Below are 11,288 nucleotides of genomic sequence, written 5' to 3'. Positions count from 1 at the left end.
GGATTCCGCCCTTCGACCTGACGAATCTGAACAGATGTAGTACATCGATACATACGCCACATATGGCGCGGAAGACTGGTCGGATCCCGGCGGTGAGGCGAGAGCCATGGACGAGAAGGCGATCGACTACGAGGCGGTCTTCCAGGGTCTGCCCGGGATGGTGGCGCTGCTCACCCCGGAACTGGTCTACGTGGACGCCAACGAGGACTTCCAGCGCCTGTCCGGACGCACCCGCGACCAGCTGGTGGGCCGCTACATCTTCGACGTCTTCCCCGAGAACCCCAACGACTCCACCGCCACCGGCATGCGCGACGTCCGGGCCTCGATGCTGCGCGTGGTGGCCACCGGCGAGCGGGACACCATGGCGCTGCAGCGCTATGACGTCGAGGACCCGCTGCGCCCCGGCGAGTGGGAGGAGCGTTACTGGAGCCCGATCAACGCGCCGGTCTTCGGCCCCGACGGGAAGGTGGTGCTGGTGGTCCACCGGGTGGAGGAGGTCACCGAACTCATCCGGCTGCGCGGTGGCACGGGCGGCGGCAGCCGGGCGCGGGTGCTGGAGGCCGAGCTGTACACGCGGGCCCGGGAGCTGCAGCAGGTCAACGAACGGCTGCGGCAGGCCCACGCCCGCGAGCGCGAGGTGGCCCTGGCCCTCCAGGAGGCGATGCTGCCCGCCCACCGGCAGGTGCGCACCCGCCGGGCCGCCGTGCGCTACCGGCCCGCGGTCGGCGCGCTCAATGTGTGCGGAGACTGGTACGACCTGGTCGAGCTGGTCGGCGGCAACCGCATCGGCGTCTCCGTCGGCGACGTGGTCGGGCACGGACTGGCGGCGGCCGGTGTCATGGGCCAGTTGCGCAGCGCGCTGACCGCGACCTCCCGGGTCGCCGACGGCCCGGCCCAGGCGCTGGACGTGCTGGGGCGGTACGCCCATGTCGTCGACGGCGCCGAATCGGCCACCGCGGTCACGACGTTCATCGACCTCGACGCCCGCACCATCGCCTACAGCAGCGCGGGCCATCCGCCGCCCGCCCTGGTCCACCCCGACGGGCGGGTGGAGTTCCTCGACCGGGCCACCGACCCGCCGCTGGACGCCCGTCCCGACCCGATGCCGCGCCCCGAGGCCGTCACCGCCTACACCAGCGGCGCCACGCTCGTGCTGTACACCGACGGACTGGTCGAGCGCCGCCACGAGGACATCGACACCGGGCTGGCCCGCCTCGCCGACTCCCTCGTCCGCCATCGCACGGACGACCCCGAGCCCCTCGCCGACGCCGTGCTGCTGGAGCTGCTGCCCCCCGGCGGCGCGACGGACGACACGGCACTGGTGATCGTGCGGCTGTGATGGACGAGCAGACGCACCGCCTCGCCGCAAGGGCGGGCCACCTGCCACCCGGCGATCGTGATCACGCCAAACCGGACCATCGGGTTGCCGCGCCCATCCGCCGCGGACCAGGCTGGTCGGGCGGCCCCTCCCCACCCGCGAAACGCCGACGCACACGGCCCTCCTGACATCCAGTCAGGAAAATCGGCATGGTTCGGCATCCGTCCGACCCCGACCCGGTTCCGGCCGCCCACCCCTGCGCCTACACTGGCACCCCCATGGCACGCTGGTTGACCTGCCAGAACGCGGCGGCCCGAGCTGATACTCCGAGTGAGGAGCGCCCCCATTGTTCTACTACGTACTGAAATACGTGTTGTTGGGACCGCTGCTGAGACTGGTCTTCCGGCCCCGAATAGAGGGCCTTGAGCACGTACCGGACACGGGAGCGGCCATCGTCGCCGGCAACCACCTGTCGTTCTCGGACCACTTCCTGATGCCGGCGATCCTCAAGCGGCGCATCACCTTCCTGGCCAAGAAGGAGTACTTCACCGGCCCCGGCGTCAGGGGCCGCCTGACCGCGGCGTTCTTCCGCAGCGCCGGCCAGATCCCGGTCGACCGCACCGGCAAGGAGGCGGGTCAGGCCGCGATCCGCGAGGGCCTCGGCGTCCTGAGCAAGGACGAACTCCTCGGCATCTACCCGGAGGGCACCCGCTCCCACGACGGCCGCCTCTACAAGGGCAAGGTCGGCGTGGCCGTGATGGCGCTCAAGGCCGGGGTCCCGGTCATCCCCTGCGCGATGATCGGCACCTTCGAGGCGCAGCCGCCGGGCAAGGTCATCCCCAACATCCACCCGGTGACGATCCGCTTCGGAAAGCCCCTGGACTTCTCCCGCTACGCCGGTATGGAGAACGAGAAGGCGATCCTGCGCGCCGTGACCGACGAGATCATGTACGCGATCCTGTCGCTCTCGGAGCAGGAGTACGTCGACCAGTACGCGGCCGTCGCCAAGGCGGAGCAGGAGGCCGCGACCAAGGCGGACAAGGAGCGCAAGTTCCCGCGCCTGCCCATCAGTTGACCGGGCTCGCTCAGCCGACGCACTCCAGCGCCTCGTCGAGCACCCGGCGCAGCCGCAGCGCGTCCCGCGCCGCCGCGCTCACCAGCACGGCGGGGCCGGCGAGCGGCATCACGGCGGCGGTCTCGCCCAGCATCCGGGCCGCCACCGGAGCATCGGCGAACTCCGGCCGTACGACGACGAGTTGACCGACGGCACGCAGGCCGCCGAGCCCTGCGGGCCCGTCCCAGCCGCCCGGCGCCCCGGGCCCGCAGGAGAGTTCCTGGTCGAGGACGACCCGCCCGGCGACGCGCACCCGGATCCGGCTGCCGAGCCGCCCGGGCTCCTCCCCGGCCCGCCCGAGCACCTGTTCCTCACGCAGCACGAGCCGACCCGTCGCACCGACCTCGACCCGGGTCGTGACGTGCAGGTCACTGCCGCGGGCGGAGATCAACTGCTCGGGAAGCCAGTGCAGTTCGCCGCCGTCGGCCACGGACAGCCGTACGTCGTAGCGGGCCTCGCCCTTGTGCTGCCCCGGCAGCGCGATGGTGGCCGCGGCCGACCCGACGCGCAGCAGTGCGCCGTCCGCCGCCTCGGCCTCGACGGTGAAGTGGTCGCCGCCGAGCGGCCCGCTCATCGCGCCGACGAGCACGACCCGCGCCTCGGCACCGCTCCCCCGGGTCCGCCTCAGGGCGAGCGGCCCCTCGCCGTCGAGCACCGGCAGCGCCGTACCGCCCCGCCCGTCGGCCCGGGCGACGATCCGCGCGTGGGCCCGCACCCCGCCGGCGACGGTCGTCATGCCGTCCACGCCTCGAGCCGCGCCCGCACCCATGCGGCGACGTCCCGCACTCCGGGCTCGCCGCGCAGCGACTGGAACACGACCGGCAGTTCGGCGCGCTGCGCCTTGGCGTCGGCCGCCATCCGCGCCAGGTCGGAGCCGACGTACGGGGCGAGGTCGGTCTTGTTGACGACGAGCAGGTCGGCGGTGGTGACGCCGGGCCCTCCCTTGCGGGGGATGTCGTCCCCGCCGGCCACGTCGATCACGAAGATCTGCGCGTCGACGAGCCCCTTGGAGAAGGTGGCGGTGAGGTTGTCCCCGCCGGACTCGACGAGGACGAGATCGAGGGGACCGACCTCGTCCTCCAGGTCCTCGACGGCTTCGAGGTTCGCGGAGATGTCGTCGCGGATGGCGGTGTGCGGGCACGCCCCCGTCTCCACGGCGGTGATCCGCTCGGGCGGCAGCACGGCCTCCCGCAGCAGGAACTCGGCGTCCTCGCGCGTGTAGATGTCGTTCGTGACGACGGCCAGGGACAGTTCGTCGCGCAGCGCGCGGCACAGCGCGGCGACGGTCGCGGTCTTGCCGGATCCGACGGGTCCGCCGAGGCCGATGCGCAGGGCCCGGCGGGATCCGTCGGGGCGCTGGGCGTCGGCGCTGACGGCACCGGGGCCGTCGTGGGAGTGGTCGAGGTGCATGGGCGGCTCCTTCGGTTCGGGTGGTGCTGAGGGCTGGCCTGGTTCGGTGGTGGGGGTGGGGGTGGGGTGCTACGACGCGAACAGCCGTACGGCCCACGCCGCGTGCGCCTGCGCCCCGATCTCCAGCAGCGGCCCCGACGCCGCGGGCAACTCGTCGACGCCGCTGTCGACGACTCGCCGCCCCGCCTCCACCGCCCGGTCCACGACCCGGTCCAGCTCCGGCGCCAGCCGGGCCAGCACGGCCGTGGCGTCGAAGGGATCGAGGCTCAGCAGCCGCACCGTCGCGGTCGCCGGGCCGCTGACGCTCTCGTACGCGGCGCAGTAGGCCGCCTCGACGGCTCCCAGGCCCGCGGCCCGCGCCACGGTCCCCAGCACGACCGGCTGATGGGCGCCCTTGGGGAACCGGCGCGCCAGGGCGTCGAGTTCCGCCGCGGGCCATGTCGCCCGAGCGGCCCGCATGAGCTGCCGCCCCAGTTTGCGGGCGGCGAGCCGCAGCGCGGGCGACGGCGTACGGGCGTCGGCCGCCTCGTCGAGGGCCTCCGCGTCGACGCCGAGGGCGGCCGCCGCGGCGAGTGAGGCCGCGACCAGGCCCGCCGTGTGCAACCGTCCCCGGCAGAAGTCCTCCAGGCTCGCGGCCCCGGTGATCCGCCCCGCCTTGACGGCCGCCTCCGCCCCGCCGGAGTGCGCGTGGCCCCCGGCGGGAAAGCGGCCGTCGGCGAGGACGAGCAGTGCTGCGCGTGACATCGGAAACCCGGCCGTCAGAACAGGAAGTAGCGCTGGGCCATGGGCAGTTCGGCGGCAGGAGTCGCCTCCACCAGTTCCCCGTCGATGTGCACGGCGAAGCTGTCGGGGTCGATCCGTACGTCGGGCCGGGCGTCGTTCTCCCGCATGTCGGCCTTGGTGACCGCACGCGTCGAGTCGATGGCCACGAACCGCTTCCCGAGCTGGAGCCGCTCCGGAAGGCCGTCCTCGATCGCGAGCGGCGCCACGAAGTTGACCGAGTTCGAGGCGGGCGCACGCCCGATCGCGCCGAACATCGGCCGGGGCAGGATCGGCTGCGGCGTCGGGATGGACGCGTTGGCGTCGCCCATCTGCGCGTACGCGATCTGCCCGCCCTTGATGACGAGGTGTGGCTTGACGCCGAAGAACGCCGGCTCCCACAGCACCAGGTCGGCGAGCTTGCCGCTCTCCACGGAGCCGATCTCGCCGCCGAGGCCCTGCGCGAGCGCCGGGTTGATCGTGTATTTGGCCACGTAGCGCCGCACCCGCAGGTTGTCGGCCCGCCCGTCCCCCGGCAGCGCACCGCGCCGCCCCTTCATCACATGGGCGGTCTGCCAGGTCCGCATGACGACCTCGCCCACCCGGCCCATGGCCTGCGAGTCGGACGAGATGATCGAGATCGCGCCCAGGTCGTGCAGGATGTCCTCCGCCCCGATGGTCGACGGCCGGATCCGCGACTCGGCGAAGGCGAGGTCCTCGGGCACGGCCGCGTTGAGGTGGTGGCACACCATCAGCATGTCGAGGTGTTCCTCGGCGGTGTTGACGGTGAACGGCCGCGTCGGGTTGGTCGAGCTGGGCAGCACGTGCGGCTCGGAGACGACGGTCATGATGTCCGGCGCGTGTCCGCCGCCCGCGCCCTCGGTGTGGTACGCGTGGATGCCGCGTCCGGCGATCGCGGCGAGCGTGTCGCCGACGAAGCCGGCCTCGTTGAGGGTGTCCGTGTGGATGGCGATCTGGATGCCGGTCCGGTCGGCGACGGTGAGCGAGGCGTCGATGACGGCCGGGGTGGAGCCCCAGTCCTCGTGCAGTTTGAGGCCGAGGGCGCCGCCGCGGATCTGGGACAGCATCGCCTCGTGGGAGACGGTGTTGCCCTTGCCGAGCAGGCCGAAGTTGACGGGGTGGTGCTCCATCGCCTCCAGCATCCGGGCCAGGTGCCACGGGCCGGGCGTGACCGTGGTCGCCTTCGACCCCTCGGCGGGTCCGGTGCCGCCGCCGATCAGTGTCGTGATGCCCGCCGACAGCGCCTCGTCGGCGATCTGGGGGCAGATGAAGTGGACGTGCGCGTCGATGGCGCCGGCCGTCAGGATCCGTCCGTTGCCGGCGATGATCTCGGTCTCGGGGCCGATGACGAGGTCCGGGTGCACGCCGTCCATGGTGTCGGGGTTGCCCGCCTTGCCGATGCCGGTGATCCGGCCGTCGCGGATGCCGACGTCGGCCTTGACGATGCCCCAGTGGTCGATGATCACGACGCCGGTGATCACCGTGTCGGGGGTGCCGTCGGCGCGCGTGGCCCGCGACTGGCCCATGGACTCGCGGATGACCTTGCCGCCGCCGAACACGGCCTCGTCACCGGCGAGTCCGGGTCCGCCGGAGCGGTCCTCCTCGATCTCGACCAGCAGATCGGTGTCGGCCAGCCGGATGCGGTCACCGGTGGTCGGGCCGAACAGGTCGGCGTACGCGGCGCGGGAGATCTCAGGCATCGAGGGCACCTCCGGTCTCGCCGCGCAGTCCGGGCACCACGCGGGCGCCGGTGAGCGGGACGAGTTCGACGTCGACGGGGATCCCGGGCTCGAAGCGCACGGCGGTGCCGGCGGCGATGTTGAGCCGCTTGCCGCGCGCTGCGGCGCGGTCGAAGTCCAGACCGGGGTTGGCCTCGGCGAAGTGGTAGTGGGAGCCGACCTGCACGGGCCGGTCGGCGGCGTTGAGGACGGTCAGCCGGGTGACCTCACGACCCTCGTTGTAGGCGATCGGGCCGTCGGCGAAGAGGATCTCTCCGGGGATCAACGAGGCCTCCTCAGACGATCGGGTCGTGGACGGTGACGAGCTTGGTGCCGTCCGGGAAGGTCGCCTCGACCTGGACGTCGTGGATCATCTCGGGGATGCCTTCCATGACGTCGTCACGGGTGAGCAGCTTGCGCCCGGAGGACATGAGCTCGGCGACCGTACGGCCGTCGCGGGCGCCCTCGAGGATGTGCGACGTGATGAGGGCGACCGCCTCGGGGTGGTTCAGCTTCAGCCCGCGGGCCCGGCGCTTCTCGGCGACGTCCGCCGCCACGTGGATGAGCAGCCTCTCTTGCTCGTGCGGGGTCAGTTGCACGTCCCACCTCACAGTCCTCGCTCCGGACCGTGCGGGGTCCGGTTGCCGCGGCCACGGGGCAAAGTCCCTGGTGGCATGGACCGGCAGGCTAGTTGGACCGAGTTTCAAGCAAGTTAACCGAGCTGTGATCCGATCAGGCCGCCGGCTCCGCGCCGCCCATGCTCATCAGACCCCGTAGCCCGTTCTGCAGCATCTCGACCGGGGTCGTTCCGAACAGGGCCTGCTGTGCGATGAAGCCCTGCACGGCACCGATCATGGTGCGGGCGGCGTCCTCGGCAGGGATGTCCGACCGCATCAGGCCGGCGTCCTGGTACGCCTCGACGACCCGCACCCAGCCCTGCTCCACCGCCTCGTAGCCCTGCGCCAGGACGACCGCGAGCTCCTCGTGGCGCACGGTCTCCGCCCACACCTGCATGATCAGCCGCGGGAGCACCGGCTCGGCGTCGACGCTCAGGGACTCCCAGATGCCGAGCACCCTGCTCAGGACCTCGCCGACCAGGACGTCCGGCGGCGGGGGCGGGCTCTGCCGGGCGACGTCCTCGAACGCCGTGCGCACCTCGCCGAGCACCTCCCGGGCGATGGCGGCGATCAGCTCGTCCTTGCCGCTGAAGTAGCGGTACACCGCTCCGGCCGAGAGGTCGACCTCCTTCAGCACGTCCTGCATCGACGTGGCATGGAAGCCGTTGCGCGCGAAGAGGCGCGCGGCGCCGTCGAGGATCTGCCGGCGGCGGGCGTCGAGGTGTTCCTGGGATACACGGGCCATGGTCAAAAAGTAAAACGAACATTCCTTCTTGACAAGGGCCGACATTGCGCAGGACGGTGGTGGCACAGCAAAAACGAACGCTCCTTCTTTTTAGGTCCGGCACCTCCGACCCTCAGGGAGAGACCATGTCCAGCCCTTCCGCTACGCCGACCAGGGCCCCGGCGCGTCGCCGCCTGATCGCGGTCGTCGTCCTCGTGCCCGTCATCGCCGCCCTCGCCCTGTGGGCCTTCGCCTGGCCCGCCGCCCGCACCGCGCCCCGCGACCTGCCGCTCGGCGTGGCCGGGCCCGCCGCGGCCACGGCCCAGGTGGAGCGGCAGCTCGCCCAGAAGGACGGCGCGTTCGAGATCCACCGCTACGCCGACGAGGCCGCGGCCCGGGAGGCCGTCGAGGACCGGACCGTATACGGCGCGGTCGTCGTCACACCCCAAGGGCCCGAACTGCTGACCGCATCGGCCGCGAGCCCGACGGTCGCCCAGCTCCTCCAGCAGGCGGTGGCCGAGCAGGCCGCCGCCGAGGGCACCCAGGTCAGGACCGTCGACGTCGTCCCCGCACCCGAGAACGACCCGCGCGGCGCGGCCCTGAACGCCAGTGTGCTGCCACTGGCCCTGGCCGGCATTGCGGCGGGCGCCGCGGTGACCCTGCTCGGACTGCGCGGCATGCGCGCCGTGAGCGCGCTGGTCGGCGTCGCCGCACTGATCGGCGTGATCGCGGCCGCCCTCGCGCACAGCTGGCTGGGGGTGCTCACCGGCGACTGGTGGGCGGAGGCCGGGGTGCTCGCCCTGGCGACGCTGGCGGTGAGTGCCGCCGTCGCGGGGCTCGCCGCGCTCATCGGCACCGCCGGTGTCGGGATCGTGGCCGGCGCCGTGATGCTGTTCGGCAACCCCTTCTCCGGCGCGCCCTCGGCACCGCAGATGCTGCCGGAGCCGGTCGGCGTGATCGGCCAGTGGCTGCCGCCCGGCGCGGGCACGACCCTGCTGCGCTCGGTGTCCTTCTTCGACGGCGCGGCGGCGACCGGCCCGGCGCTGACCCTGACCTGGTGGGCCGCGCTGGGCCTGGGCGCCGTACTGCTGGGGAGCGCGCTCAAGGCGAGGAAGGCGAGCGCCGAGCGGGCACCCGAGCGGGAACTGGCCACCGTCGGCTGACCGCCGGCCACCCCGAAGCGACCGTGCACCCCCGCTGTAGCGGACGGGGGTGCACGGTCTTCGTCGTGCCGGAGACGGGTACTGGGATGCGGGTACTAGGAGGGGCTCGCACCGCGGTGCTCGGCGGCGATGCCGAAGCGCTGCCGTTCGCGGGGAGCGGACGCGACCTCGCGGACGCTGGAGACCGCGCTGATCACCTGCTCCTCGGCGAGCTCCGCCGGCGCCCCGAGCTCCTCCAGTCGTTCGAGGTCAGAGGCGGAGACAAGGGCGACAAGGGGCTTGCCATGACGGGTCACGACGACGCGCTCACCGCCGTACACCACGCGATTGATCAGATCGGCGAGCTCAGCCCTGGCTTGCGTCACCGGAATCTCGTAGGCCATGCTCCCCACATTACGTCATGTACGTCCTGTACATTTTTTACAGGCACCCCGGAGAGGGAGGCGTGAGCCATGACCCGACCGTCCGCGCGCTATGTACTGCCCGAGTTCACCGAGCGCACGAGTTCCGGCCTCAGGACGCAGGACCCCTACTCGAAGCTGCTGGAGGAACGGATCGTCTTTCTCGGCACCCAGATCGACGACACCTCGGCGAACGACGTGATGGCCCAGTTCATGTACCTGGAGCACAAGGACCCCGACCAGGACATCTCGCTGTACATCAATTCCCCCGGCGGCTCGTTCAGCGCCATGTCGGCGATCTACGACACCATGCGGTACGTCGCCTGCGACGTGGAGACGATCTGCCTGGGCCAGGCCGGCGCGGCCGGCGCCGTACTGCTGGCCGCGGGCACACCGGGCAAGCGGTTCGCGCTGCCGGGGGCCCGGATGGTGCTCCATCAGCCCGCCCTGCCCGAGCCGGTCGAGGGACAGGCGAGCGATCTGGCCATCCAGGCCGACGAACTGACGCGGATTCGGGCCCGTCTGGAGGAGATGCTCGCCGAGCACACCGGGCGCAGCCGCGAACAGGTGACCGAGGACATCGAGCGGGACAAGGTCCTCACCGCACAGGAGGCGGTGGAGTACGGGCTGGCGGACCGGATCGTCCCCGACCGCAGGTCCACGATGGCCCCGCCGACGGGGCGGTGATCGGCCGGTGCTGCCACCCGAGCTGCCGCCCCTGCCCGCGCTGACGCGCGCGGAGGGGGAGTTGATCGACCGTTACCTGGATGCGGTGGACCTGCTCGGCCGGATCAATCCGGCGCAGTACGGCGACACCTACCGCGGACTGCGCGCCGCCCAGGCGCTGGTGAGCAAGGCGGCCGAGCTGCGGGACGCGCTGGCGCTGATGCACCAGCGCGGTGAGACGGAGCTGCACGCGCCCACGCTGGCGCGTGCGTTGCGCGTGCTGGACGGAGAGCGCCGCACGGCTCGCGTCACGGTGCCACCGCGCTCCGACAGTTGACGACGTGTACAGCCGGATTCCGGACGTCCCGACCCGCTGACGAGGCGTCCGGAACCGGGCTGAAACGGACCAGTCGAGGTACCCCCTTTCGGCGTAGCCGAGCCTACTTTTTGCGCGCCCGCCAGGGTTGCGCAAGAGGCATGACCCCCGGACGGAATGAGGTGTTCCGTCGCTGGTCCGGGACTCCTCGGGCATCTGGACACCCCCTCGAACACCCGGCCACCCACCCGAACGGGTGAGTGGTGAGTAACGCCACAAATCCCCGATTCCGTTGGGTATTTCGTTCATCCGTGCGTCAAGATCCCTGTCTGACGACAAGCCCCCGCCGCAGCGGCGGGGCGGTCCGGGCGGACGCCGAGTCCTGCCGCCGCCCGGATGACCGGTCGACGGAGTGGATCGGCAGGAGTGGAGGACCCGAGCAAGACGGGCCGCCGGAGCGGACGTTCGTTCGAGCCGAGCAGCCCTTGGGGTGAAGCCGTGGCAACGCGGCCGGGCAACTTCGCCAGCCCGAATCCGACAGGTCATCCTTCACAGGCGGCTGACGAAGGGTTGCGCATGACTGCGCTCAATCGTGTCCCGTCGCTCATGGTCCGGGCCGGTACGGCCTCGGCCCTCACCATCGCCGCAGTGGGCGGCTCGATCGTGGCTCCCGGCTTCGCCTCCGAGGCGGAGGCCGCCACGCCGGCATCGAAGGCACTTCGGATCGCGGCCTCCAAGAAGGGCTCCCCGTACAAGTGGGGCGCCGCCGGGCCGCACCGGTTCGACTGCTCGGGGCTCACGCTGTACTCGTTCAAGAAGGCGGGCAAGAAGCTGCCGCGCACGGCGGCCCAGCAGTACAACAAGACCCGCCACATCTCCGCGAAGAGCCGCAAGGCCGGAGACCTGGTGTTCTTCCACTCGGGGTCGAACGTCTACCACGTCGGCATCTACGCCGGGAAGGGAAAGATCTGGCACTCCCCGAAGTCCGGGGACGTCGTGAAGCTGCAGAAGATCTGGACCAGGAGCGTCTGGTACGGCCGGGTCAAGTGACCTTCCCGGGG

At 71.7% G+C, this 11,288-nt stretch carries 14 protein-coding genes and 1 riboswitch; of the genes, 6 read left to right on the top strand and 8 right to left on the bottom strand.

Annotated elements, in window-relative coordinates:
* The first annotated feature begins 106 nt into the window (after window positions 1-106).
* Both IM697_RS16905 and IM697_RS16900 read left to right on the top strand, forming a co-directional pair.
* On the top strand, window positions 107-1,339 hold the full coding sequence (locus IM697_RS16905; protein ID WP_194048515.1) for a PP2C family protein-serine/threonine phosphatase: 1,233 nt from the start codon (window positions 107-109) through the stop codon (window positions 1,337-1,339).
* 325 nt (window positions 1,340-1,664) lie between these two features.
* Entirely contained in the window at window positions 1,665-2,393 is a 729-nt protein-coding gene (locus IM697_RS16900) for a lysophospholipid acyltransferase family protein (RefSeq protein ID WP_194048514.1), read from the top strand.
* 10 nt (window positions 2,394-2,403) lie between these two features.
* Here IM697_RS16900 and IM697_RS16895 read toward each other — a convergent pair whose 3' ends face one another.
* The 7 genes from IM697_RS16895 to IM697_RS16865 all read right to left on the bottom strand — a co-directional run bounded on the left by IM697_RS16895 (window position 2,404) and on the right by IM697_RS16865 (window position 7,702).
* Entirely contained in the window at window positions 2,404-3,168 is a 765-nt protein-coding gene (locus tag IM697_RS16895; RefSeq protein ID WP_228044704.1) for an urease accessory protein UreD, read from the bottom strand.
* Complete coding sequence (ureG, locus tag IM697_RS16890) at window positions 3,165-3,842, bottom strand: urease accessory protein UreG (RefSeq protein WP_194048512.1); 678 nt, start codon at window positions 3,840-3,842, stop codon at window positions 3,165-3,167. The genes IM697_RS16895 and ureG overlap by 4 nt, the downstream gene beginning before the upstream one ends.
* A gap of 69 nt (window positions 3,843-3,911) precedes the next feature.
* A complete protein-coding gene (locus IM697_RS16885; protein ID WP_194048511.1) occupies window positions 3,912-4,586 on the bottom strand; it encodes an urease accessory protein UreF in 675 nt (224 codons plus the stop codon).
* A 14-nt stretch (window positions 4,587-4,600) separates the two neighbouring features.
* Window positions 4,601-6,322: an urease subunit alpha gene (locus IM697_RS16880; RefSeq protein ID WP_194048510.1), complete on the bottom strand. Its 1,722-nt coding sequence runs from the start codon at window positions 6,320-6,322 to the stop codon at window positions 4,601-4,603.
* Window positions 6,315-6,626, bottom strand: a complete 312-nt coding sequence (locus tag IM697_RS16875; protein WP_194048509.1) for an urease subunit beta — start codon at window positions 6,624-6,626, stop codon at window positions 6,315-6,317. The genes IM697_RS16880 and IM697_RS16875 overlap by 8 nt, the downstream gene beginning before the upstream one ends.
* A gap of 10 nt (window positions 6,627-6,636) precedes the next feature.
* Complete coding sequence (locus IM697_RS16870) at window positions 6,637-6,939, bottom strand: urease subunit gamma (RefSeq protein ID WP_010988499.1); 303 nt, start codon at window positions 6,937-6,939, stop codon at window positions 6,637-6,639.
* 133 nt (window positions 6,940-7,072) lie between these two features.
* The gene (locus IM697_RS16865) at window positions 7,073-7,702 is read right to left on the bottom strand and encodes a TetR/AcrR family transcriptional regulator (RefSeq protein ID WP_194048508.1); all 630 of its coding nucleotides are present in this window, start codon (window positions 7,700-7,702) and stop codon (window positions 7,073-7,075) included.
* Window positions 7,703-7,827: 125 nt separating this feature from the next.
* On the opposite strand from IM697_RS16865, the gene IM697_RS16860 reads away from it, so the two are divergent.
* The gene (locus IM697_RS16860) at window positions 7,828-8,844 is read left to right on the top strand and encodes an ABC transporter permease (protein WP_194048507.1); all 1,017 of its coding nucleotides are present in this window, start codon (window positions 7,828-7,830) and stop codon (window positions 8,842-8,844) included.
* Between the two features lie 95 nt (window positions 8,845-8,939).
* On the opposite strand, the gene IM697_RS16855 is transcribed toward IM697_RS16860, so the two are convergent.
* The gene (locus IM697_RS16855) at window positions 8,940-9,227 is read right to left on the bottom strand and encodes a type II toxin-antitoxin system Phd/YefM family antitoxin (RefSeq protein ID WP_194048506.1); all 288 of its coding nucleotides are present in this window, start codon (window positions 9,225-9,227) and stop codon (window positions 8,940-8,942) included.
* 69 nt (window positions 9,228-9,296) lie between these two features.
* On the opposite strand from IM697_RS16855, the gene IM697_RS16850 reads away from it, so the two are divergent.
* From IM697_RS16850 to IM697_RS16840, 3 genes are all read left to right on the top strand, one after another.
* Window positions 9,297-9,932, top strand: a complete 636-nt coding sequence (locus tag IM697_RS16850; protein ID WP_194048505.1) for an ATP-dependent Clp protease proteolytic subunit — start codon at window positions 9,297-9,299, stop codon at window positions 9,930-9,932.
* A gap of 7 nt (window positions 9,933-9,939) precedes the next feature.
* Complete coding sequence (locus tag IM697_RS16845; RefSeq protein WP_194048504.1) at window positions 9,940-10,248, top strand: hypothetical protein; 309 nt, start codon at window positions 9,940-9,942, stop codon at window positions 10,246-10,248.
* Window positions 10,249-10,667: 419 nt separating this feature from the next.
* A riboswitch (cyclic di-AMP (ydaO/yuaA leader) is annotated at window positions 10,668-10,800 on the top strand.
* Between the two features lie 3 nt (window positions 10,801-10,803).
* Complete coding sequence (locus IM697_RS16840) at window positions 10,804-11,277, top strand: C40 family peptidase (protein WP_194048503.1); 474 nt, start codon at window positions 10,804-10,806, stop codon at window positions 11,275-11,277.
* Window positions 11,278-11,288 lie beyond the last annotated feature (11 nt).

Source organism: Streptomyces ferrugineus, assembly GCF_015160855.1.
GTDB classification, from domain to species: Bacteria; Actinomycetota; Actinomycetes; order Streptomycetales; family Streptomycetaceae; genus Streptomyces; species Streptomyces ferrugineus.
The sequence above is the reverse complement of the archived record's forward strand: the minus strand, read 5'-3'. Positions and strand labels throughout refer to the sequence as shown.

Excerpts from the sequence above, each read along its gene's own strand:
- IM697_RS16905 (WP_194048515.1), top strand. The coding sequence starts at position 107 with ATGGACGAGAAGGCGATCGACTACGAGGCGGTCTTCCAGGGTCTGCCC.
- IM697_RS16895 (WP_228044704.1), bottom strand. The coding sequence starts at position 3,168 with ATGACGACCGTCGCCGGCGGGGTGCGGGCCCACGCGCGGATCGTCGCC.
- ureG (WP_194048512.1), bottom strand. The coding sequence starts at position 3,842 with ATGCACCTCGACCACTCCCACGACGGCCCCGGTGCCGTCAGCGCCGAC.
- IM697_RS16885 (WP_194048511.1), bottom strand. The coding sequence starts at position 4,586 with ATGTCACGCGCAGCACTGCTCGTCCTCGCCGACGGCCGCTTTCCCGCC.
- IM697_RS16880 (WP_194048510.1), bottom strand. The coding sequence starts at position 6,322 with ATGCCTGAGATCTCCCGCGCCGCGTACGCCGACCTGTTCGGCCCGACC.
- IM697_RS16865 (WP_194048508.1), bottom strand. The coding sequence starts at position 7,702 with ATGGCCCGTGTATCCCAGGAACACCTCGACGCCCGCCGCCGGCAGATC.
- IM697_RS16860 (WP_194048507.1), top strand. The coding sequence starts at position 7,828 with ATGTCCAGCCCTTCCGCTACGCCGACCAGGGCCCCGGCGCGTCGCCGC.
- IM697_RS16855 (WP_194048506.1), bottom strand. The coding sequence starts at position 9,227 with ATGGCCTACGAGATTCCGGTGACGCAAGCCAGGGCTGAGCTCGCCGAT.
- IM697_RS16850 (WP_194048505.1), top strand. The coding sequence starts at position 9,297 with ATGACCCGACCGTCCGCGCGCTATGTACTGCCCGAGTTCACCGAGCGC.
- IM697_RS16840 (WP_194048503.1), top strand. The coding sequence starts at position 10,804 with ATGACTGCGCTCAATCGTGTCCCGTCGCTCATGGTCCGGGCCGGTACG.